Genomic DNA, 25,150 nt, shown 5'->3' with positions numbered 1-25,150 from the left:
GAAAAGCCACACTCTGGTAATGGGGCATTCAGCTAGTAGTTCTAGTCCGATGATTCTTTACTTTCTTTTTAGAAACTTTCCTATTCTTTTTCTTTTATATACTGTTCAATAACATGAGTTAGTTCTTGTTTTATATTTTTTTACTCTATATAATCCAATAGATTTACAAATTCGTGAGAGATATTTTTAGACTAATAGTATCTACTGGATTTCTCAAATGGTCTTATATTTTTAATATTAGGTCTGATTTCTTTCAGTAAATGGGTATCCACAATCATAGTTTTAGTATATGAGGCTTCTCTTTTAAAGTAAGATCTGTGTTTATTTGGAAATGTTTTGGCGGTTTATTAGAAAGATTAATGATAATATAATCTTTCTTTGCTTTTAAAGTGATTGATTTATTACATATTATTTATTTGATTTATATTTCAGAGGAGAGATAATGAATAATAAGTAAAGGCGGTTGATAAAGCTAAGATGGTACGTATTTCATTGTAAGACGATTTTAATTATTCTGAATACTTTATATTGAACTCTCCACGTGGAAACTAGTCTATTAATTTATGGAAATTACTAGACTATAATCAGTAATTATTGTATACTAGAGGTGGCATTTTGCTATATTTCCATCTGACCAAGAGTAATGATACTCCTGCTAAAGATTGAATTGAATAAATATTTTAAATAGTATAATAGTGTAATTGTTTTTCAAAGCAAGTGTTACAAGTATGTTATCGTGTAACAAATCATGCGATTGAAAGGGGTGTTGCCTACTGGAAAAAGAAGATGCACTATTCAATCAATTTCAATCATTTAGAAAGGAAAAATCATGAAATTAAAAAAATTGTGGCTCTATATTTTTACGCCACTTCTAGTCCTCTTTGGCTCGATGGCTCTATCAAATCCAGTACAGGCGCAAGATTTGACAGATAAGGTCACATTGTCAAATGTTGAAATACGAAATTCGGGGTCTGGTGTAGCTGACGAAACTTTTTGGCATTCTAAGGGACAAAAAGAGGTACGAGCTCTCTATTATGGAGAGTATAGCTTTTCTAATCTATCTGCAGGGGAAATAAAGAATGGTGATTATTTCACCGTAAAAGCTCCAGATGGTCTAGATCTAGTTGACGCAACATTTGAATTAAAGGATAGTGTGAGCGGAGAGGTCCTGGGGCAAGTCATAGCAGATAGTGCTACGAGGACAATAACTTTTACATTTAATGAAAAAGTTGAAAGTAAGCAAAATATTAGAGGGACATTTAATGTTACTTCAATGCTAAAAACAACTGGAGAAGTGAATAAAGTCACGTATCGCTTACCTGGGGATAAAGAACAAACAATAACCTTTAAACCATTTGGTAGTGATAGCCAAGATGTGCCAGTTGAAGGCGAAATTGGTTATAAGGGTGGATGGACAAATTCTGATACGGACTATCTAGCCTGGTGGATGCGAATCAATCGTGCTGGCGAAGATTTAACTGGAAAAGTTGTCAAGATAAATGATAGCATTGACACCAGTAAGGGGTCTCTAGCAACTTATCTTGTAGATAGTTTTAAATTCTTTGAGGTAGAATATAAGACAAGTAATACAAGTAGCGCAGATGTTGTTTCCTATCGTCACGAATATAAAGTTACAACGGATCCGACAGTTTATCAAGCAAATCCAGATGATACGGCACTGTTAACCCTCAAAAATGGTGGTACTTCATTTGAACTTTTATTGCCAACCAATACAGGGACCAAAACTTTACGTTTAGAGTATAGTACGACTACTCCTGCAGATGGAACGGAAGTTGTTAACAGTGCAGGGATAACTTATGATGGTGTCCCTCAGAAAAGTTGGAAATCTTGGGATGGAAAAGATACTGGTAGCACAACTATGAAATCAGGTGTCAAATCCGTTAAAGGAGCTGGTGCAACTGTTACAGCGGATCTTGCTGGTAAAATCAAAATCACCAAGTATGATGAGGCCGATGCTACTGTGAAGTTAAGTGGTGTTGTCTTTGAAATTCTTAAGAAGAGTGATAGAACGAAAGTTGCTGAAATTACGACAGATGAACATGGCGTTGCCCTTTCTCCAGTTCTCTCAGAAGGTCAATACATTGTAAAAGAAAAAGCACCTAAGTCAGGTTATATTGCAAATAGTCAAGAGTTTGAAGTAGAGATGAAAAAAGAGGGTGTTCCTTTAAATATCTCTAACAAACGTGAGACAGTTGACTTTGAAGCTACTAAGACTTGGGTAGGTGGAAAAGCCGCAGATTATAAGAAAGTTAAGTTCGGCTTGTATGTCCATAAAGAAGGACAAACTATTGAGGACTCTAAACCTGTTTCTGGTAGCTATACTCCAGAAGTGACAGAATCCAATGGTGTTTACACTTACAAGTGGAAAAACCAACTTCCTAAGTATGATGTTGATGGAACAAAATTAATCTACTCTGTTCGCGAGCTTCAAGATACTACTGAACTTCCTTTGAAAGAAGGAGAGAAAGTCGCATCTAACGATCATAACTACGTCGTCTCTTACAATGCAGACAAGACACAAGTAACCAATACTTATGAGGTTCCAAAAACAAAAGTAACTGCTAATAAAGTCTGGACTGGTGGAACGGATAGTGTTCGCCCAAGTCTCTTCTTTAAATTGTATCGTACTCTAGAAGGTGGTGCTGCAGAAGCAGTTACAGATGCTGACCAAAAAGAAGTACCTAAGACAGACGGTGCTGTAGAATGGTCAGATCTTCCTGCGACTGATCAAAATGGTGTGACATATACCTACAGTATTAAAGAAGTTGATAAAGATGGAAATCCAGTTACTACAGTTGATGGCTATACCTCAGAACAAACAGCAGGATTGACTGTTACCAATAAGTATACAGTAAAACCAACTTCAGCTTCTCTTGAAGTGACTAAGAAGTTGACAGGTCGTGAGTTGAAAGCTGATGAGTTTGAGTTTACCTTGACAGACCAAGATGGCAATGTGAAAGAAACCGTGAAGAATGACAAAGACGGAAACGTTAAGTTCTCAGAATTGGAATTCGACAAAGCAGGCACTTATACTTATAAGATTGCTGAGAAAGCGGGTACTGCTACAGGTATCCAGTACGATACTAAAACCATCACAGCTACAGTAACTGTAGCGGACAATGGTAAAGGTGTCCTTGAAGCAACCGTTGCTTATGACGGCGAAAAAGTATTCGAGAACACTTACACTCCAGCAGGGGCTACAAGTGTAACTCTTGGAGCTAAGAAAGTTCTTGAAGGAAAAGCTCTTGAAGCTGGTAAATACAGCTTCGAATTGAAGAAAGAAGACGGTAGTGTTGTCGAAACAGTTACAAACGCTGCTGATGGAACTGTAACCTTCTCACCAATCTCATATGATGAGAGCCAAGTGGGAACTCACAAGTACACCATCTCTGAAGTTGCTGGATCTGAAGCAGGAATTACTTACGATAAGACCGTTCAAGAAGTTGAAGTAACGGTTGAAAAGGTAAGCGCAACTGAATTGAAAGCAACTGTTTCGAAAGAAGCAAAAGATCTTGTATTTACAAACAAGTACACTCCAGCAGGAGCAACAACTGTAACTCTTGGAGCGAAGAAAGTTCTTGAAGGTAAAACACTTGAAGCAGGTAAATACAGCTTTGAATTGAAGAAAGAAGACGGTAGTGTTGTCGAAACAGTGACAAACGCCGCAGACGGCACAGTGACCTTCTCACCAATCTCATATGATGAGAGCCAAGTGGGAACTCACAAGTACACCATCTCAGAAGTTGCTGGATCTGAAGCAGGAATTACTTACGATAAGACCGTTCAAGAAGTTGAAGTAACGGTTGAAAAAGTAAGCGCGACTGAATTGAAAGCAACAGCTTCAAAAGAAGCAAAAGACCTAGTCTTCACCAACAAGTACACACCAGCAGGGGCTACAAGTGTCACTCTTGGTGCGAAAAAAGTTCTTGAAGGTAAGAATCTTGAAGCTGGAAAATACAGCTTCGAATTGAAGAAAGAAGACGGTAGTGTTGTCGAAACAGTGACAAACGCTGCTGACGGAACGGTGACCTTCTCACCAATCTCATATGATGAGAGCCAAGTGGGAACTCACAAGTACACCATCTCAGAAGTTGCTGGATCTGAAGCAGGAATTACTTACGATAAGACCGTTCAAGAAGTTGAAGTAACGGTTGAAAAGGTAAGCGCAACTGAATTGAAAGCAACTGTTTCGAAAGAAGCAAAAGATCTAGTCTTCACCAACAAGTACACACCAGCAGGGGCTACAAGTGTAACTCTTGGAGCTAAGAAAGTTCTTGAAGGAAAAGATCTTGAAGCAGGTAAATACAGCTTTGAATTGAAGAAGGAAGATGGAACTGTTGTCGAAACAGTGACAAACGCCGCAGACGGAACAGTAACCTTCTCACCGATCTCATATGATGAAAGCCAAGTGGGAACTCACAAGTACACCATCTCAGAAGTTGCTGGATCTGAAGCAGGAATCACTTACGATAAGACCGTTCAAGAAGTTGAAGTAACGGTTGAAAAAGTCAGTGCAACTGAATTGAAAGCAACAGCTTCAAAAGAAGCAAAAGACCTAGTCTTCACTAACAAGTACACTCCAGCGAAAACTTCAGTTTCTGTGAAGAAAGCATGGGATGATAAGAACAACCAAGATGGTAAACGTCCAGCGTCTGTCACAGTTAAATTGCTTGCAGATGGTCAAGATACAGGTAAGACACTTGAGCTCAATGCCGCAAACGGTTGGGCTGGAAGCTTCACAGACCTTGATGCCGATAAAGGCGGCACACCTATTAAGTACACAGTAGTAGAAGTAACTGTTCCTGGTTACACTTCTAAGGTTACTGGTGACGCTGCCTCAGGATTCACTATCACAAATAGCTATTCTCCAGAAACAGTTGACATTAAAGCAACTAAGAACTGGGATGATGCCAATAACCAAGACGGCAAACGTCCAACTAAGATTACAATTAATCTTTTAGCAGACGGTCAGAAAGTCGCATCGAAAGAAGTTCAAGCAGCCGCAGACGGAACTTGGACTGCTACATTCGAAAAATTAGCAAAATATAAAGCTGGTAAAGAAATCAAATACACTGTAACAGAAGAAGCCGTAGCAGAATACGAATCAACTATTACAGACTTTACCATCACAAACAAATATGCACCAAAAGAAATCGACTACAAAGTAACAAAAGTATGGAACGACGCGAATAACCAAGACGGCAAACGTCCTGAGTCCGTAACGGTTCAACTTTATAAAAAAGTAGGAGATGCAGATCCAGTAGCCGTTGAAGGTAAGAAATTGACCTTGACAGCTAAGGATAAGACGGACGCTAACACTTGGGTAGCATCCTTCACAAATCTTCCACAATACGAAGCTGGTAAAGAAATCACTTACTCTATCAAGGAAGTAGACGTACCAGCTGGATACAAAGCCTCTGTGACTGGTCAAGTGGTGACAAACACTCATGACGTAGAAACAGTCGTTCTTTCAGGAACTAAGGTGTGGAAAGATAACAACAACCAAGACGGCAAACGTGCAGATAAAGTGAAAGTTCAAATTCTTAACGGCGACAAAGTTGTTCAAGAAATTGAAGTTTCAGAAAAAACTGGTTGGAAGTTCGAATCAAAAGCACTTCCTAAGTATGAAAATGGTACAGAAATCAAGTACACTGTTAAAGAAGTAGCTGTGAAAGAATATAAATCAACAGTTACTACGGACAAAGACGGTAAGTACACTGTTACCAACACACATACACCAGAGAAAACATCTGTAAAAGGTAAGAAGATCTGGAAAGATGAAGAGAACCAAGACGGTATCCGTCCAGCATCTATCACAGTGAAACTTCTTGCCGATGGTCAAGACACTGGTAAGACTGCGGTAGCCTCAGAAGCAACTGGTTGGACTTATGAGTTCACAGACCTTGATCGTTATAAAGACGGTCAAGCAATCGAATACTCTGTAGTAGAAGTTCCAGTTGATGGTTATACATCTGAAGTAGAAGGCTTCAATATCACAAATACACACAATCCAGAAAAACCAACACCAGGTAAACCAAATGAACCAGGAAAACCAGGACAAAAACCTCAACTTCCTAACACTGGTGAAAAAGCATCTAATGTAGCAGTAGTTGCAGGACTTGCTTTGATGGCAGTGACTGGTGGATTGTACTTTGTAAGCCGTAAAAATAAATAATCTCTAGATGAGAGATGATTTTCAGTTAGTTCTTAGGAAGTAATTGGAAAGGAAATAGTCCAGAACACTTGTTCTGGACTATTTTTTATCTTGAGAAATAAGTGACACTTTTTAATCGTTATTAAGAATCAATTTACATAAGATTAGTTGATAGTAACATAGTATTTTCAATAAATAATAAAGTATGCTCTTGAATTTTTTAGTATTCTAGCCTATAAAATATAGGGTATTGATGGAGACTTGTCATCCGAAATGAAATAATAGATCGTTAAGGGATAACAATTGATTTGAGAAGTGTTTGTCCTACTAAGTGATGAAAATGAATTCTGTGAATGGAGATGACTCGAGTAAGTTTTAGAGGAAACTATTTAAGTAGGAGGCTAGAAAAATATGGGCATTCAGTACTGTGAATTTATAAAAAGTTCAATTAAATTTTGGGATCCTTTATAGATTTTTTCACACAAGATTGATCGTGAAAAAAAGAGAAGACCAAATGGTCTTCTCAACGGGGGAACTGAATAATTAGAAAGAATCAATCAAAGAGGGTTATTAGTCTTTGAAATTCTTTGGGAAGATGAGGAGAGACAAGATAGAAGTAATGGCTGCTAAGAAGAGGAAAGCAGTTGCTTCTTGTTCTCCAGTTGCAGGGAGTAGTCTTTCCTTGTCTTCTTTGACTGTAGCTGTAACAGGAGCTTTTTCATCTTTTGATGATGAATTATCTGTTACGACTGGAGCAGGTTTTTCAGTCTCTCTTGGTAGAACATACTCAGGAAGAGTCACAACTGGTGGCGCTTCTGTTCCAACTGAGCTTTGTTTGCTACCTACCTCAATCACTCGATCTTGAGCTGGAGTTGCTTCTGTTTGGAGAACCTTGCGATTGTCACGGTCCACTTCAACATACTCAACTAAAAGACCGTCTTTTCCTTCTGATAGAACATGCTCTTTTCCTTTGTCTAATTGTGGGTTTTCGTGACGGATAGTTTTGAATGGTACTGCCTTATTGACAATTTCCAAACTTGGAAGTGTAAAGACAAGGTCCTTGACCCCTTCCTCAGGACTTGAAGAAGTAATTGGTTTTTCTGGTTGAGCAGGTTTTTCCGGATGCACTGGCTTTTCAGGATTAGCCGGTTTTTCAGGCTGCGCTGGATTCTCAGGGTTAGCTGGCTTTTCTGGTTGCGCAGGAGTTTCCGGTTGCGCCGGTTTCTCAGGCTGAGCAGGCTTTTCCGGTTGCGCCGGTTTTTCCGGTAGAGTCGGATTTTCAGGTTCAGCAGGTTGTTCAGGTTGAACTGGTTTTTCAGGCTGCGCTGGAGTTTCAGGCTGAGCAGGTTTTTCCGGTAGAGCAGGTTGTTCCGGTTGCGCTGGCTTTTCAGGCTCAGCAGGTTTTTCCGGTAGAGTCGGATTTTCAGGCTGAGCTGGTTTTTCAGGCTCAGCAGGTTTCTCAGGCTGAGCTGGCTTTTCCGGTTGAGCTGCTTCGATTTTGTTGATTTGTTCGAGAGCAGTTTCTAGCGCTTTATTGACTGCTTCCTGAGTTTTCGCTTCTTGGATTGCAGCAATGGCTTGGTCAGCAATTGTTAGCAATTGCTTCTTAGCTTCCTTGTTGGATCCAAGCTCAGCGACTTTTTTCTCGATCGCTTTTGTTAAGCTGTCCATAGCCTTATCATACTCAATTTCCGGTTGTTTTGGTTCAGCTGGTTGCTCAGGCTGGTCAGGTTTCTCAGGTTCTTCTGGCTGTTCCGGTTGCTCTGGACTAGGCTCCTCTTGGCCTCTTTGATAGTTCTCATCCTTGGATAGGATATCTTGTAGGGCACTGACCGTCAACATGACTTCTTGAACATCCACTGCATCAGCACTGAGTTGGTTTCTCAATTTTTCTAGATTTGCTTGGAAAGCTTGGCGTGCAGTAGCCGTATTTTTCAAGCCTGCTGGGTCAAAGTTGGACAGATCGTCTTTCCATTTAGAGATAGACTGGATGATATCTGCCTTGCTGTAGAGTTCGCTACCTTCGCCACGAGTGATAAATTGGTCCACTTGAATACCGATATTTTGAGACAAATCGTTTCGATCAGGATCTAGTTGAAGGGTGACTGCGTGCAAGTTTTCGTCCAGACCTTTTAGGCTAACCAGAGTTTGATTGCCTTGACGTTGGGCTGCACGACCGCTAAAGTATTTCTTACCGTCAATAGTTGAAGCATTTCCCATGCCATCTTGGTAAGGAACTTCTTTGCCATCTAGGAAGACTTTGTAGATACCATGATTTGGATCAACATAGCCCTTGATATCAAGTCCAGTACCGTAGAAGTAAGCTGTTACGGTTGTCTTTTTCTTTTGTTCATCAGTTAAGCGACCAAAGGAAGCCCAAGACTCCGTCTTTAGGTATTTATCTGCGGAATTGGTTTCATGGTTCCAGCCAGGACTGTAATCCAACTGACTAGCTTGGTCATCATAGCTTGTTTGATCCTTGATTAGCAATTCGGCTTTCATTACTTGGATGGTTGCATCGGTAGCAAAACCGAGCAGGGCACCATCAGTGACAGAAGTGAGCTTGGCTTTGAAGTCAAAGATAGAGTCGGCTTGTTCTGTAAAGTCAATCGTTGGGATGGTCACAGTCTTTTCTGTTTCTCCATCTTCAAAAGTCACATCTTGAGTTGTATCTTGGTAAACTTTACCGTGAACCCCAGTTCCAGGTTCTGTGATGAAGCGAACAGTAGCAGTTCCCTTGCTTCCACCAACACGTTTAATCTTAACAGTGACTGGTTTTCCTTTTTCGACTTCGTAGTTAGTAGACTCGAGTTCGAACATTCCCTTGCTATCATTGTTTAGGGTGTAGATTCCTTCTGTAGCAATTGGTTCACCTGTTTTATTAACGAGGGTAATAGTGTGTTGGCCAGGTGCTAAATCGCCTGTTTCAAAGATTTTTTGACTACGTTTACGGCTAGCGTTCTTAGTTTGCACATCCGCAACTTTTTGGTCATCAACGTAGACAGACATTTCTCCATGACCAGGGTCGACTGTAGAGACGACATAGGCCTTGGTTCCTGTGAAGGTATAGCTTACTTTGGCATCTTTTTGATTGGTCCACATAGAAGTGCCACGAACACCTTCAGATTCATTGTACCAAGTTGTACCGGCTGTATCCGCTGTTGTATTTGAGTGGTATTCCAGTCCAAGAGGGTAACCGTCTGTCTTCTCAATGCTAGTAGGTGTCTTGTAGACTGAGAAGTTGGTCAAGATTGGTGTAGCTTGTGCTCCTGTGATGGTCACACGGATTTTTTGTGCTTCTACAGGCTTGCCTTGAATCAAGCGACGGTAACCAACAGTTGAACCTTCTCCGTAAGTCACCCAGCGACCGTTGATTTCAACTTCAATCTTGAAACCAGAGATACGTTGACCTTTGGCGATATCTTCTTTGAGTTCGACAACGTCAAAACGTCTCTTTTGCCCCAAATCGACTGTGAAACTACCAGTTGTGGCATCATTTGAGAGCGCCCAGCTAGTATCATCTTTACCGTCAGTCAGGTGACTTTCTTTGTAGAGGTGGTTCTGACGAGTAGAACTTGCTGTTACAGTGGCACCTTTGGCAAAGTCAGTCGCATACATTTGGTCTAGGGTTGCTTTGAATTCCTTCAAGCGAGCCACATCCGCATCTGCGAATTTTCCTTCTTTGTTTGGTGGAATGTTGAGAAGGAGAGGGGTTCCACGACCAACAGACTTGAAGTAGATGTCCATCAACTCTTTGAGTGATTTCGGCTGTTGGTTGTCATGGTAGAACCAGCCTGAACGGATCGAAACGTCAGCTTCCCCCACAGAATACATATCACCATCAGGGTCGCCGTGGTTGAGGTATTCATTTTTTACATCATCTGTGATGTTGGCTCTCTTGACTTTATGCCAAACAGGGTCGCCTGCAATACCACGTTCATTTCCGATCCAGCGAACGCTTGTCGGTTGAGCAGAGAAGATGGCGATATCTCCTTCAGCTTCTTTGATGTATTTGAACCATTCATCAAAGGTATAGGTTACTTTTTGGGCACCGCTACCACGCGCACCGTCCATCCAAACTTCGATGAATTTCCCTTTATTTCCGTATTTCGGATTTCCAAGGATTTCTTTCAGTTGGTTGAGATAGTATTGGTTGTATTCTTTTTCGGTTGCAACATGGTATTTTGGATGATTGGCATCCCATGGTGACAAGTAAACCCCCATATTCATGTCATACTTGCTAGCAGACTTGGAAACTTCTTCGAGAAGGTCACCCTTTCCATCTTTCCATGGGCTAGCAGCTACAGTATGATCTGTATACTTAGAAGGGTAAGCAACGAAACCGTCGTGGTGTTTAACAACCATAATGGTTCGTTTGAAGCCAGTTTCCTTCAGGGTGCGAATCCATTGGTCTGTATCCAAGTTGGTTGGATTGAAGTATCGGGGGTCTTCTTTCCCATTTCCCCATTCAGAATTGGTATAGGTGTTCATTCCGTAGTGGATGAAGGCTGCCAATTCTTCCTTGTGGTAATCGAGTTGGGCCTTGCTTGGAAGAGGTCCATGATTGCCAATCTCAGTTTCTTTATCTTCTGGATGAGCCACTGGTGGGGTCGGAGTCGCTGGATTAGCTGTATCAGCGACCGGTTCATATTCAAAGACGACTTCATTCACCCCTTTTTGCTGGATCCTTGCTTCCAAACTAGCCTTGACTGGACGGTAGCCAGCTATCTCTTTAGCTTGGAAAGTATGTACGAAGGAAACCTCATACTCTTGACCTTCATTGTTATCAACTGTTGCTTCTGCTAGTTCAGTAGTGGTTCCTTTTTGACGGTAGTAAACTTTGAAAGAGCCTTTGTTGACTTTATAGACCACCTTGATGACACGTGTACCGGCAGGCGCTTTGCTGACAACATTGTGCTCTTCAGGCCATGTATCTTTTAGCTGTTTATTGACTGCTACGCCATCAATGGATACAATTTCGTATTTGTCTTTATTTTTTTGATAGAAGTCCGTTTTCTCAATTTCTTTTTTGAAATTGTAGTCAAATGGAGAATCAACAGCTGTCTGTTCGATGAAGGTATCATTATCTTTGACAGGATTTCCTTCTTCGTCTTCGTGTTGAATAACCACACGACCGTATTCAACTCCCTTGGTCAAGGTAGCAATCCCATCTTGGTTGAAGGAATATTCGTTGCTTCCGATAACAGCTGTTTCGTTCCGAAGCATACGCCCCTCATCAGTAAAGTAGTAACGATTTCCGTTGTCTCCCTGGTACCAGCCTTTCACACCATATTTGGCAATCAAGTCCTTAACCCATTTCAGTTGTTCAGGTGAAAGGACGAGTCCGCCACCAAAGCGATCCTTTTCAGGAACACCATTGTCAACAGTTCCGTGTTGGTGAACACCGAGAACTTTTCCTTGGCTATCTACAATCCCACCACCAGACAAACCAGATACAGAAGTGGTTTGGTAAGTGATACCGGTCGTTCCCTTATCATCATAGGACTCAACAGATCGGATAGTCCCATCTGCCTTGTAAAGTTGGCCAGCTAGGATAGGCTGTTTTAACTCTTTTGAGCTCGAGTCTGTTGGGTAGCCAATCGTACTAATGGCTTCTCCTAGTTGATGCGTCTTGTGATCCGCTAAAGGTGCAAAGGTTGCTGCTTTGTTTGGACTAGCAATTGGAAGAGGAATAGGAGCTTCTACAAGAGCAAGGTCGTTTTTATAGCCTTTTCCAAACTCTTTCTTGTTCCAGAAATGGATGTCCTTTTCTCTAAATAGAACCGTAGTCCCAGAAGATGGAAGTGAGTTTTTCTTTTCGCTGTTTGAACCAACGTTATAGTAGAACTGGGCAGATTTTCCACCACGAATGTGACCTTCGCCGGTTTCTTTATTGGCTTCTAGGAAGTTATGTGCAACGGTAAGAATCAGGTTAGGTGCTACGAAGATACCTGAGCCTGAAACGAGGTAGCGTTGTTCCCCTGCGTTGTAAGTGCTGTAAACCATAGTAGCAGCAGTAGCAGGTTGTCCCTCGTAGTTGATATGTTTGAGGTCTTGTCCACCGTTAATAATAGCACGGTTTCCATTCTCAGTTTCTTTTGGAGCTTCTTCCTTATCCTTTAGAATGCTCTTAGTTTCTACTTTTGGACTAGCTTTCTGGTCAACGATAGTAGTCGTGTCGAGTCCTTTGACAGGTGTGTCAGGATAGGCACGGTCCTGGATGTCTTCAGGGAGCAAATCAGCACTGCTGGTATCGGCAACAGGTGTTTCTTGTTTTTCAGTCTCTACTCGGCCTTCTTCTTTGACTGGTTCAGCCTTGGTCTGTTCTATATCTGTGACTTGCTCAATCTGTTTGTCAAGATTGGATGTCGTGGCAGGAGGGGTTTCGTCCGCACGCACGGTTCCAGAAGCAAAAAATGCCAGTCCGACGATGACAGAGGCCACACCTACGGTTAACTTCCGAATGCTAAATGTTTGCCCTTTTTCAAAAAGGTATCGATTCATAATATACTCCTAGTTTTTAGAAAGGCAGTCAGCTACTGCCCAAGCCCAAGTTTGACTTGGTTACAACTTGATTTAATGAAAAAACTCTCTGATAATTTGTAAGCTACCTTACCTCCTATTTATAAAGCGCTTTCATTTTAAGATAAAAAAATTTAAAAGGTCATTTCTCCCTTAAAATGACTGAAAACTTTTAATATAACAAATATACTAAATTAATGAAAGAATTGCAATAGCAAAAAAGCAAAAAATAAATATAAATTAAAGAAAATAAGTTACTTTTTAAAGAAAAAACGCATCCTTTCAAATCTCAAACTAAATGAAAGGACACGTTTTAAAAAGAAATTAGAGTATCTTTTGGAGAGACTCTTGGATGGTTTGGGGGTCTGTTTTGGAAGAGAAGCGCTCAAGGACTTGCCCATCTCGACCAATGAGAAACTTAGCAAAATTCCATTCGATTCGTTTTCCTAGAGGACCAGATTTCTGGTCTTTTAGCCAAACATAAAGAGGATCTGCTTCCTTGCCGTTGACCTTGATCTTGGCAAAGCGAGGGAAAGTTGTCTGATAGTGTATGCTACAGAAACTATTGATTTCCTCTGCGCTGCCGGGTGCTTGTCCCATAAACTGATTGCAAGGGAAATCCAATATTTCGAAGCCCTGATCTTGATAGCGTTCATAGAGTTCTTGGAGCCCTTGGTACTGAGGGGTTAAACCACATCCGGTAGCAGTGTTGACAATCAAGAGAACTTTACCACGATAGTTATTCAAGGGGATTACTTGGTTGTTTTGGTTTAAAACTGAAAAATTATATATACTGGTCATTTTTCTATATTCTCCTTATGCATTCCTGATTCAGAGTGTTTCACCTCGTGTTCCGATAAAAAGGCGTAGGTCATGGTTCCAAAGATTGCTCCAGTCCCAAGGCCACATACTAGCAAAGGTAGCAATCTTTCAATTTGGAAGAGATTTTCCCAAAAGGTATCAAGCGGAAGATGCTGAACAAAGAGTTTGTGAAAGGCTGATAAGATAAACAAGCCAATTGGAATACTGATGAATACACCCCAACTACGAACTTTAATTTGGCTTTTGCTGTAGCTTTTGTGATGGATTTCGGACTGGTCATCCTTGTCTAAATGTAAGTCGCGAACTGCTAGTCTCGCCCTAGATGAGAGGACGAAGATAAGTCCAAAATAGAGGTAGGGCATGGCATCTTGCACCAACTCTATGAAGCGTCCAAATAGGAGATAGAACAAGAAGAGTAGGAGGGAGGAGTAAACGATTTGGATCAAGGCACGGGCACCAGCCCTGTAGATTATCTCTTGGCGGCATTCATCAAAGGGGCCTTGTATGTGAAAGAACAGTTTGAGTAAGCGAGTGGTGAGATCTTCTTTTTTCATGGGAGTAATCTCCTAAATGAGCGATTTTTGATTGATTTCTTTAAAGAGTTGATAGAGAGTATAGAAGTAAACCAAACTAAAAATGATACAGATTATTAGAAATACCAGGTATCTCCAATCCATAGGATTTGTTAAAAGTTGTGGAAAGGATACGAGGATAAAACAGAGAGATGCGTTTAGAAGACGTATTTTTTTTGATTGGATTTTCTGGAATCTCTGTCCCTTGTTCAATACAGGAAGGAATAAAAGAAAGATAATCAAGAAAGGATGCTCAATATGTCCAGAAAGTAGGAAAAAGGTAACAAAGATACTGATAAAAACATGACTGATCAGTAGTCTAGCTAGTGATTTCATAAGGCACCTCCTAGTCGTCTTCTTGGTCTTTCTTTGCCTTTCGAATGCGAAGAGAGACGACAATTTGCATCATCAGTCCAAAAAAGAACGCTCCCAGTATAGTTTTTAAAATATGTTTTGAATTCAGAAGAGAACTGATGAAATTTGGATTTTCACTTGTTAGAGTATCGATGAGTGGTACTATAAAAAATATCGCTATGCCGTAGATCAGACCGGCTCTTAGACCCGGAAAATGTAGCTGTTTACTTTCTTTTTGGCTTAACATTTCGGGATCAATAGCTGTGATGCCCGTTTTCTTGGTTTGGGAGACCACATAGAGGGCAGCCATCATCGAAATGCCAAACACCACGAGAGGATAACCAATAGCGACAATTTGCGGGTATTTATAGGCAAGAACGAGCGGGATAAGATTGCCAAATGTGATCAGATAAAAGAGGACAATAAAGACCTGATTCCCGATACGATCGGCCTCGCGCCGTTTGTGTTCGTCAAGGGGACCAGAAATACCGTATATGCGTTTAATCAGTTTTTCAGTGAGAGTTTCTTTTTTCATTTGTTTGCTCCTTTTTTAAAAATCGTCTTCCCAAAAGAGGCTATTGAGGTCAGTTTGGAGGCTGCGGGCGAGGTTGAGACAGAGTTCCAGGGTTGGATTGTACTTGTCATTTTCAATCATGTTGATGGTCTGTCTCGAGACACCGATATCTTTGGCGAGCTCGAGCTGGGAAATGCCCAGTTCCTTGCGGAATTCTTTGACACGATTCATAGGGTCTCCTTTCTGACATGTCGTATATATTTGACTATATTATATTCTTTCGGGGAAGAGATGTCAAGTATATATGACATATTTTTGAGAATTATTTTCGAAGAAACTTAGCCTTGTCTGACAAGTGCAAGCTGGTCAGATTTGTGGTAAAATAGATAGGATATGACAAAAGAATTTCATCATGTAACGGTCTTGCTTCATGAAACGATTGATATGCTTGACGTAAAACCTGACGGTATCTACGTTGATGCAACTTTGGGCGGAGCAGGCCATAGCGAATATTTATTAAGTAAATTGAGCGAAAAAGGGCATCTCTATGCCTTTGACCAGGACCAGAATGCTATTGACAATGCGCAAAAACGGTTGGCACCCTATATCGAAAAGGGGATGGTAACCTTTATCAAGGATAACTTCCGTCATTTGCAGGCACGTTTGCAGGAGGCTGGTGTCCAGGAAATTGATGGAATTTGTTATGACTTGGGAGTGTCCAGTCCTCAGCTAGATCAGCGTGAGCGTGGCTTTTCTTATAAAAAGGATGCGCCACTGGATATGCGGATGAATCAGGAAGCTAGTCTGACAGCCTATGAGGTGGTCAATCATTATGACTATCATGACCTGGTTCGGATCTTTTTCAAGTATGGTGAGGATAAGTTTTCTAAACAGATTGCCCGTAAGATTGAGCAAGCGCGTGAGGTGAAACCCATCGAGACAACGACGGAGTTGGCAGAGATTATCAAGTCGGCCAAGCCTGCCAAGGAGCTCAAGAAAAAGGGACACCCTGCCAAGCAGATTTTCCAGGCTATCCGAATCGAAGTCAATGATGAGCTGGGCGCTGCAGATGAATCCATCCAGCAGGCCATGGACATGCTGGCTCTGGATGGGAGAATCTCGGTCATTACCTTCCATTCGTTGGAAGACCGCTTGACCAAGCAATTATTCAAAGAAGCTTCAACAGTGGAAGTTCCCAAAGGCTTGCCCTTCATTCCAGATGACCTTAAGCCCAAGATGGAATTGGTATCCCGTAAGCCAATCTTGCCAAGTGCCGAAGAGCTAGAAGCCAACAACCGTTCGCATTCAGCCAAGTTGCGCGTGGCTAGAAAAATTCACAAGTAAGAGGAAAAACATGGCAGAAAGAATCGAAAAAACAAGCCAGTTATTGCAAACGAAGTTTAAAGGTTTTTCACGTGTGGAAAAGGCCTTCTATGTTTCGATTGCTGCAACAATGATTATCCTGGCAGTCAGCGTTGTGTTTATGCAGACCAAGCTATTACAAGTTCAGAATGAATTGACCAAGGTCAATGCTCAAATCGAAGAAAAGAAAACAGAGCTAGACGATGCCAAGCAAGAGGTCAATGAATTGATTCGTTCAGAACGTTTGAAAGAAATTGCAAACTCCAAGGATTTGCAGCTGAATAACGAGAATATCCGAGCAACGGAGTAAGAAATGAGACAGTGGAAAGAAAAAATCATCCGTTATGCCGTTCGTAATCGTAAATCTCCAGAAGAAAATCGCAGAAGAGTAGGGAAAAGCCTGAGTTTATTGGCTGTTATACTCTTCGCTGTCTTTTTGGTCAACTTTGCGGTCATTATCGGAACGGGTAAAAAATTTGGTAAGGACTTGGTTCAAGAAGCCAAAAAGGTTCACCAAACAACCAAGACGATTCCAGCCAAGCGGGGGACCATCTATGATCGTAATGGTACGCCTATTGCAGAAGATGCGACATCTTATAATATCTATGCTATTATTGACAAGACCTACAAGTCAGCAACAGGCAAAATTCTCTATGTAGAGGATTCTCAATTTAATAAGGTAGCTGAAATTTTCCATAAATACCTCGATATGGAGGAGTCTTATGTCAAAGAACAGCTTTCTCAACCAGATCTAAAACAGGTATCCTTTGGTACCAAGGGAAATGGGATCACCTATGCCAATATGATGGCCATTAAAAACGACCTCAAAACTGCTGGTGTCGAGGGAGTTGACTTTACAACCAGCCCTAATCGTAGTTACCCCAATGGTCAGTTTGCTTCTTCCTTTATCGGTTTAGCACAACTCCATGAAAATGAGGATGGCACCAAGAGCTTGATTGGGACATCTGGATTGGAGAGTTCTTTAAATAGCATTCTGGCAGGTACAGATGGGATCATTACCTATGAGAAGGATCGTCTGGGAAATATTGTTCCGGGTACCGACCAAGCTTCCCAACAAACGGTAGATGGAAAGGATGTGTACACAACCCTTTCTAGTCCCTTGCAATCCTTTATGGAAACGCAGATGGATGCCTTCCAGGAAAAGGTAAAAGGCAAGTATATGACGGCTACCTTGGTCAGCGCTAAGACAGGGGAAATTCTGGCTACGACCCAACGGCCGACCTTCAATGCCGATACCAAGGATGGCATCACAAAAGACTTTGTCTGGCGTGATATCCTCTATCAAAGTAACTACGAGCCAGGATCCACCATGAAGGTGATGATGTTGGCCTCAGCTATTGATAACAATACCTTCCCTGGTGGGGAATACTTTAACAGTAGTGAATTGAAAATAGCAGATGCGACCATTCGAGACTGGGACGTCAATGAAGGATTGACTAGTGGTAGCACCATGACCTTCTCTCAAGGATTTGCCCACTCAAGTAATATCGGGATGACCTTGCTTGAGCAAAAGATGGGAGATGCAACCTGGTTGGACTACCTTAACCGCTTTAAGTTTGGAGTACCGACCCGTTTTGGTCTGACAGATGAGTACACAGGTCAATTACCTGCTGATAACATTGTTAATATCGCCATGAGTTCATTTGGACAAGGGATCTCTGTCACCCAGACTCAGATGCTTCGTGCCTTTACAGCCATCGCCAATGATGGGGTTATGTTGGAGCCGAAATTTATCAGCGCTCTCTATGACCCAAATGACCAGTCTGTTCGTAAGTCTCAAAAGGAAATCGTCGGAAATCCTGTATCAAAAGCGGCAGCGTCCTCTACTCGGGATCACATGGTCATGGTCGGAACAGATCCTGTCTATGGTACCATGTACAACCATAGCACAGGAAAGCCTAATGTCAATGTTCCGGGACAGAATGTTGCCCTGAAATCCGGGACTGCTCAGATTGCCGATGAGAAGAATGGGGGCTACCTTACAGGTGAAACCAACTATATCTTCTCTGTTGTGTCGATGCATCCTGCAGAAAATCCTGATTTTATCCTCTATGTGACAGTGCAACAGCCAGAGCATTATTCGGGTGTTCAGCTGGGAGAGTTTGCCAATCCAATCCTTGAGCGAGCTTCTGCTATGAAAGAATCCCTCAATCTTCAGTCAACTGCCAAGAGCTTGGATCAGGTCAGCAAGACGACAAGCTATGCTATGCCAGCTATCAAGGACTTTACGCCGGGTGACCTAGCAGAGGAATTGCGTCGCAACCTTGTCCAACCAATCGTTATCGGAACAGGAACCAAGATCAAGGAACTCTCGGTTGCCGAAGGAGATAATTTGGAAGCCAATCAGCAGATCTTGATCCTGTCAGATAAGGTCGAAGAAATGCCTGATATGTACGGCTGGACAGATGAAAATGTGCAAACATTTGCCAAATGGCTGAATATAGAAGTCGAGTGGGAAGGTAGTGGCAAAACGGTCAAGAAACAAAGTGTCCGTGCCAATACAGCCCTCAAAGACATTAAAAAAATGAAAATAACTTTAGGAGATTAAGATGATTAGTTCCATTAGTGCTGGAATTCTGACCTTTCTATTGACCTTGATAGGTATTCCAGCCTTTATCCGATTTTATCGAAAAGCACAGATTACGGGACAGCAGATGCATGAGGATGTCAAGCAACACCAAGCTAAAGCTGGGACTCCAACCATGGGAGGTCTTGTCTTCCTGATTGTTGCAGTTGTTGTGAGTTTTCTGGTTGCTCTCTTTACCCAACAATTGACCAACAATGTAGGTATGATTTTGTTTATCTTGGTTTTGTATGGTTTGGTAGGTTTTCTAGATGATTTCCTCAAGGTCTTTCGTAAGATCAACGAAGGCTTAAATCCCAAGCAAAAACTTGCTCTCCAGCTCCTTGGAGGAGTGATTTTCTACCTCTTTTATGAGCGTGGTGGCGACATGCTTTCAGTCTTTGGCTACCAAGTACATCTGGGTATTTTCTATATCTTCTTTGCCCTTTTCTGGCTAGTTGGCTTTTCAAATGCGGTGAATCTGACGGACGGGATCGACGGCTTAGCAAGTATTTCCGTGGTGATTAGCTTATCGGCCTACGGTGTGATTGCTTATATGCAAAATCAACTGGATATCCTTCTTGTGATTCTTGCCATGATTGGTGGTTTGCTAGGCTTCTTCGTCTTTAATCACAAGCCTGCCAAGGTTTTCATGGGAGATGTGGGAAGTTTGGCTCTAGGTGGGATGCTGGCAGCAATCTCTATGGCCCTCCACCAAGAATGGACCCTTTTGTTGATTGGGATTATCTATGTCTTTGAGACAAGCTCTGTTATGATGCAGGTTACCTACTTCAAATTTAGTGGTGGAAAGCGTATCTTCCGTATGACACCTGTCCACCACCATTTTGAGCTTGGAGGATTCTCAGGCAAGGGCAATCCTTGGAGCGAGTGGAAGGTTGACTTCTTATTTTGGGGAGTTGGGCTTCTAGCAAGTCTCTTGACCCTAGCCTTTTTATACCTACTGTAAAACTAACTCTTGATTACAAAATAAAACAGGATGAAGGTGATCTTCATCCTGTTTTTGTGTGCTTAAAGGTTAGTTGGAGTCATCCTTTCTTCCATTTAACATAAAAGTGGCTGTGAGGGCTAGGCTGAGGCCTGCCAAGAAGAGGAGTGGGTTGGATGCGTCCCCTGTTGCTGGAAGTTGTTCCTTAGGAGAATGATTTCCAGCTTTAGCTAGGCTAGGACTAGTTGAAAGTTGTTCAGCCTCGTGTGTCAAGGTTTCTTCATCTGAAGCACTTGGTTTTTCCTCTGTGTTAGAGGTTGTTCCAGCAGCTGGATAGACGACAGCATAGGTACTGAAATGACTAGTGATGAATTCTACCTTTCCGTCTCGAACGGTGAAATCAAGGGCTTGCAACTCCTTGGTCGGAGTGATGTAGTAGATATTTTCGACGCTAGCTGAAACAGGCAAGCGAACTAAGACAGAGCCTTTTGGCTGCAAGCTATTATTGGTTGGATTTTTAAGCTGTAGATCGTAAGCATCATAGGTCTTGCCAAAGAGTTCTTGAGCTAGGACACGTCGGCTAGAGATGTGAGAAATTCCTTCTAAGTCAGTGACTCCCCCAATGATTTCCACTCCGGTTTCTTTGTCTTTCAAGACTCGAACTGGATAGTCAGGAAGGCTAAGGGATGGAGCGGCCTGATCCCCACTAGTTCCGATAGGGTCAGTGTACTCAGGTTTTTCAACAGTAGGGGCTTCCTCTTGCCCTGCTGTTCCGATAGGTTCGGTGTACTCAGGTTTTTCAACAGTAGTAGCTTCTTCTTGCCCTGCCGTTCCGATAGGTTCAGTGTACTCAGGAATTTCTACAGTAGGTGGCACTTCTTGCCCTGCAGTCCCGATAGGCTCAGTGTACTCAGGTTTCTCGACAGTAGGAGCTGGTTCATCCCCCTTGTTTGTAGTTGGCTGCTTCTCGTCAACTTTCTTTTCATCTTTTTTAGTAAAGACGGCTACGATAGGGCTACTTGTGGTATTTCCTTGAATGGTATAAGCTTCAATCGCTTTTCCAGTTTGTCGATCAGTAGCCTCAGGGATTGGGATTTGAACTTGATTGTCTTGGATTGATAGGATAGTCTGATCTCCACTTGTAACTAGATGTGTTTCATCCACCTTACGCAAAACTAGAGGATCTTTGACACCTGGGAAGGTCACTGCGATGGCTTCCCAATCTCCAGCTGGTAGGCTTAAGGAAATGGTTTTGTCATTTTCCTTAAGAGGCGCAATGCTCGGGCTATCTATACCAACAGCAGGGGCTTTGATGATATCAAAGGAGTCTAGAGAGATTTTCTTGCGACCTTCTGGCGAATCTGGGTCAACTTGTAGTGTCAGGGTGTGCGGACCGTCAGTAAGGTTTGTAAATTCGCCAATAAAGGCCCTCTTTTCAGTTGCGCCTGAAGTGTAGAAGTCTAGACTTGGCATTTCTTTGCCATCTAGTGTAACACGTGCTCGTCCAAGGGCAAGGCTCTTCAAACCATAGATACGAATACCTGTCCCTGTAAAGGAAATAGTTGCCTGAGCTTCTGAAGCTGCACTAGAGTCGCTGTTGTTAATATCAGCGTACTTTTCCGTGCCTCCGTAGAGTTCAGGGTCAGACCAGTCTTTAAACTGGGAACCATACTGGATACGCGAATCACGATCATCCATTTTTTCAATCGTATTGCCTGTTCCAGCTAGGATCTTGAAGTAGTCTAATGAAATTTTTGAGCGCTCACTACCACGTCCTTTGTGCTGATGTTTAACACTAAGAGTCAATGTGTGAGATCCGTCAGATAATCCTGCGAAGCGACCGATGAGACTACCTTTTTCAGTTGCTCCAGCAGTATGGAAGTCAAGTTCCCCGACCTCTTTGCCATCAATTTTAGCAGTGGCAAGACCTAATTCAGACGATTTCAGTCCATAGATTTCGATACCAACGCCAGTGAAAGGAATGGTAGCAGTGAGGTCTTCGTCTGTGTAGTCTCCTTTTGAAAGGTCAGCAAATTTCTCTGTTCCTCCAAATAATTCTGAGTCTGCCCAGTTTCCAAAGGCAGCTCCGTATTGGATACGACCGTCCCGATCATCCATCAATTCACTAGGAGTTTCTACAGTGACCTGTTCAGATACTTGGGTAGGAACTTCGCCCAGCATCGCCTTGACGGTATAAGTATAGGCGAGTTGAGGTTTTAGTGAGCGGTCGACAAAGTGGGTTTGATTGGTTACAAATTCTCTAGTTGCAGAGGTTTGGCCAGATTCATCTTTTACTTGTCTTTGGATGACATAGTGGGTAGCGCCTTCTACTTGGTTGAAGGTGAGTTCGGCAGTGACTCCATTTTGTCGAACTGCTGTCAGACTGGTTACACGACCAGGGAAATGTTCAAAGGAAACGACATCACCTTTTTGTGTTGCCAGTTGGATGCGGCCATCTTTTAGGACAGTTGCCTTGACTGCTTTGCCATTGACCTTGATTTGGCTGGCTTCGATATTTGGATAGTCTACAACCAAGTCTCCGCCGACATTTGACTGGAAGGACAAGCTTTGAAGGTTTTTATCTTTCCACTTCATGCTGACTTCAAAGTTACCACGGGCAACCAGACCAGAAACCTGACCGTCTTTCCAAGCATCTGGAAGGGCTGGCAATGGCGCAATATAACCAGTATGAGATTGGAGGAGCATTTCTGCCATCCCACTAGTTGCCCCAAAGTTTCCGTCGATTTGGAATGGTGCGTGGGTATCCCAAAGGTTTTCTAGGGTTGAGTACTTGAGCTGTTCAGCGAGTAGACGATGGGCACGGTTACCGTCTAAGAGGCGAGCCCAGAGGTTGATTTTATTAGCCTTAGACCAACCAGTACCACCATCTCCACGGTGGTTGAGGGTAGCACGCGCAGCTTCTAGGTATTCAGCTTGATCTTTGCTAAAGAGCGTACCTGGGAAGAGACCAACTAGATGGGAAACGTGACGGTGGTTGTTTTCAATCCCTTCGTTGGTGAATTGTGGGCTGTCTTCTTCGTACCATTCCTTGATACGTCCCTCATTGTTGATATGAAGTGGTTTTAGTTTGTCAAATTTAGCCTTGACCTCTGTGACTAAGTCTTGGTCGACTTTCAGATGGTTGGCAACTTCCATGTAGTCATGAAATAGCTGCCAGACTAGCGACTGGTCAAAGGTGTTTCCGATGGTGATGGTACCGTGTTCTGGTGAGTAGGATGGAGAAGACACCCAACGGTCACTGGCCTGGTCATAGTGCAAGAAGGAGTTCCAGAACTTAGCAGTCTCTTTCAACATAGGATAGATCTTTTCTTTGAGATAAGTCTCATCCTTGGTGAATTTATAGTAGTCATAGACGTTCTGCATCATCCAAGCATTAGCAGCTGGCGACCAACCCCAATAGTAATTCCAACCAGGAGTAGTCCAGCCAAATGGAGTTGCTTGAGTGTGGACCAGCCAACCATTTTCTTGACCGTCTTTGGATTCGATGCCAGCGTATTCCTTAGCGGCGATACGACCATAGTAGCGCATGTCATCAATGTAATTAATCATTGGCTTGGCTGTTTCAGCCAGATTGCTCATATAGGCAGGCCAATAGTTCATTTGCAAATTGACATTGAGGTGATAGTCAGCGTTCCAAGGTGGATTATCTACAGCATTCCAGACTCCTTGTAGGTTGGCAGGAAGAGCATCTGTCCGATCACGAGACGAACTGATGAGTAAATAACGTCCGTATTGGAAGAAGAGTTCTTCCAATTTTTGCCCTTTTTCTGGGTTATAGCCTTGAAGGGCCTCTTTTGTCGTTTGAGCAGTCTTGGTTCCGCCTAGATTTAGTTTAACGCGGTTAAAGAGACTTTGATAGTCCTTGATATGGGCCTTTTTAAGTGTTTCGTAGTCTTTGGCCTTAGCTGCTTCGACAATCCCTTTAACTGTTTTTTCGAGGTCAATGTCTTTTCGATAGTTGGTTTTTGGATTCTGAGCAAAGTTAGTCTTGGCGCTGAGGTAGAGGGTCGCATAGCTTGCGCCTGTAACGGTTAGTGTCTCATCCTGAACAGTCACCTTTCCGTCCGTTTTAATTCCTAAATAGGATGCAAATTGGAGACCATTATCTTTGACAGTTCCCTTTAGAAGGATTCCGTTTTCATCTGTAGTGACATGACCATTCTTATAGTTGGAATATTCCCAAGAGTAGTTGCCATTAGCAAGCAAGTCTTCTGTCAAGCTGTTCCAAAGGGTAAAGTCAAGTGTCTTGTTTCCTTTTTTGGTCAAGTGGGTCACGGTGACATCATCAGGATAGCTGGAGAAGGTTTCGCGTTTGAAGGTGGTCCCATCTTGGGTGTAGGAAGTGGTCGTAGTGGCTTCAGTGATATCCAGATTACGGTGATAATCAGTTACAGTATCTAGTCCTTTCTTCTGGTTATTAAAGACCATGAAGATATCTCCAAAGGCTAGGTAACGTCCATACTGGGCGTTGTTTGGTCCAACTAGATTTTGTTCAGCCAGTTGTTTGGCTTTTTGGCGGTCACCAGCTTCGAGGGCTTTACGTATCTCTGCTAAGACCTTGTAGCGCTCCTTGTAGTTTCCTCCGTTATAGTCGGTGCTATCGGGTTGTGGTCCTCCTGACCAGAGGGTCTTTTCGTTGTACTGGATTCTCTCTTCCCCAATGAGTCCGAAAACCTTGGCTCCCATTTCTCCATTTCCGACAGGAAGGGCTTGTTTTTCCCATCCATCATAGGAGGGAGCTGTTGGCTGATTGTAGTTGAGTTGATAGTTTTCTTGCTTTGTCACCGGCTGATCTGCTTTTTCAGGTTCCTTATTTTCTTTAGCTTCTACAATGGCTTCTTCACTAGCTTGACTATTTGTCTTTTGAGTCTCGTTAGCTGGCTTGCTTTCGGAAACTACTGGACTTTCGGCTAGAGACGGATTTGTAGTTTCAGTCGCTTCAGCTGCTTTGGGTTCACTATCAGGCTTAGTGATAGCTTCGACAGAGGTTGGTTCAGTTTGCTTGACCTCAACACTGTCTGCAGCTACAGTGTGGTTGACTAGAAAAACAGCTCCCAGCAAAACAGAAGCAGTCCCAACCGTCAGCTTGCGGATGCTATAGCGACAGGATTTCTCCCAAAAGTGTTTTTTCATAAAACCCTCCTTTGTTTATTCGAAACCGCTTACATTTTATGAAGCAGTTTCGTTTATTTTGTTTCTATTTATCTCCTTACCTCCCATTCTAATGGTCGCTTAGCATTTGTCAAGAGCTTTTTAGCAAGATACATATTTGCTGTTG

Annotated in this window: 12 protein-coding genes; 5 read left to right on the top strand and 7 right to left on the bottom strand. The window is 42.5% G+C overall.

Going from position 1 to position 25,150, the window contains the following annotated elements:
- Positions 1-829 precede the first annotated feature (829 nt).
- A complete protein-coding gene (locus FOA33_RS07655; RefSeq protein ID WP_259664488.1) occupies positions 830-6,196 on the top strand; it encodes a Cna B-type domain-containing protein in 5,367 nt (1,788 codons plus the stop codon).
- A 549-nt stretch (positions 6,197-6,745) separates the two neighbouring features.
- Here FOA33_RS07655 and FOA33_RS07650 read toward each other — a convergent pair.
- The 6 genes from FOA33_RS07650 to FOA33_RS07630 form a co-directional block, all read right to left on the bottom strand.
- The gene (locus FOA33_RS07650; RefSeq protein WP_221161181.1) at positions 6,746-12,679 is read right to left on the bottom strand and encodes an alpha-L-fucosidase; all 5,934 of its coding nucleotides are present in this window, start codon (positions 12,677-12,679) and stop codon (positions 6,746-6,748) included.
- Between the two features lie 342 nt (positions 12,680-13,021).
- Entirely contained in the window at positions 13,022-13,498 is a 477-nt protein-coding gene (locus FOA33_RS07645; RefSeq protein WP_221161180.1) for a glutathione peroxidase, read from the bottom strand.
- Positions 13,495-14,073: a DUF3278 domain-containing protein gene (locus FOA33_RS07640; protein ID WP_221161179.1), complete on the bottom strand. Its 579-nt coding sequence runs from the start codon at positions 14,071-14,073 to the stop codon at positions 13,495-13,497. Before FOA33_RS07640 ends, FOA33_RS07645 begins: the two co-directional genes overlap by 4 nt.
- A gap of 12 nt (positions 14,074-14,085) precedes the next feature.
- Positions 14,086-14,427: a hypothetical protein gene (locus FOA33_RS09265; RefSeq protein ID WP_000838130.1), complete on the bottom strand. Its 342-nt coding sequence runs from the start codon at positions 14,425-14,427 to the stop codon at positions 14,086-14,088.
- Between the two features lie 10 nt (positions 14,428-14,437).
- The gene (locus FOA33_RS07635) at positions 14,438-14,980 is read right to left on the bottom strand and encodes a DUF3278 domain-containing protein (protein WP_221161178.1); all 543 of its coding nucleotides are present in this window, start codon (positions 14,978-14,980) and stop codon (positions 14,438-14,440) included.
- Positions 14,981-14,995: 15 nt separating this feature from the next.
- Positions 14,996-15,190, bottom strand: a complete 195-nt coding sequence (locus FOA33_RS07630; protein WP_001082470.1) for a helix-turn-helix transcriptional regulator — start codon at positions 15,188-15,190, stop codon at positions 14,996-14,998.
- Between the two features lie 162 nt (positions 15,191-15,352).
- Between FOA33_RS07630 and rsmH the strand changes: the two genes are divergently transcribed.
- Genes rsmH through mraY form a run of 4 tightly spaced genes read left to right on the top strand, consistent with a single transcriptional unit; the run spans position 15,353 to position 19,872 of the window.
- Entirely contained in the window at positions 15,353-16,303 is a 951-nt protein-coding gene (gene rsmH / locus FOA33_RS07625; protein ID WP_000159388.1) for a 16S rRNA (cytosine(1402)-N(4))-methyltransferase RsmH, read from the top strand.
- 10 nt (positions 16,304-16,313) lie between these two features.
- Positions 16,314-16,631 carry a cell division protein FtsL gene (ftsL, locus tag FOA33_RS07620; protein ID WP_195217259.1) on the top strand — a complete coding sequence of 106 codons (318 nt, stop codon included), beginning with the start codon at positions 16,314-16,316 and terminating at the stop codon, positions 16,629-16,631.
- A gap of 3 nt (positions 16,632-16,634) precedes the next feature.
- Positions 16,635-18,890 (top strand): penicillin-binding protein PBP2X, encoded by a 2,256-nt coding sequence (gene pbp2x / locus FOA33_RS07615; protein ID WP_221161177.1) that lies wholly within the window; start codon positions 16,635-16,637, stop codon positions 18,888-18,890.
- A 1-nt stretch (position 18,891) separates the two neighbouring features.
- Entirely contained in the window at positions 18,892-19,872 is a 981-nt protein-coding gene (gene mraY, locus FOA33_RS07610; protein WP_221161176.1) for a phospho-N-acetylmuramoyl-pentapeptide-transferase, read from the top strand.
- A gap of 69 nt (positions 19,873-19,941) precedes the next feature.
- On the opposite strand, the gene FOA33_RS07605 is transcribed toward mraY, so the two are convergent.
- The gene (locus FOA33_RS07605) at positions 19,942-25,005 is read right to left on the bottom strand and encodes an SIALI-17 repeat-containing surface protein (RefSeq protein ID WP_221161175.1); all 5,064 of its coding nucleotides are present in this window, start codon (positions 25,003-25,005) and stop codon (positions 19,942-19,944) included.
- Between the last annotated feature and the right edge of the window lie 145 nt (positions 25,006-25,150).

Source organism: Streptococcus cristatus (assembly GCF_019685515.1).
Classification (GTDB): domain Bacteria; phylum Bacillota; class Bacilli; order Lactobacillales; family Streptococcaceae; genus Streptococcus.
Note: the sequence above shows the minus strand (reverse complement) of the source record. Positions and strands in the feature narration are given on the sequence as shown.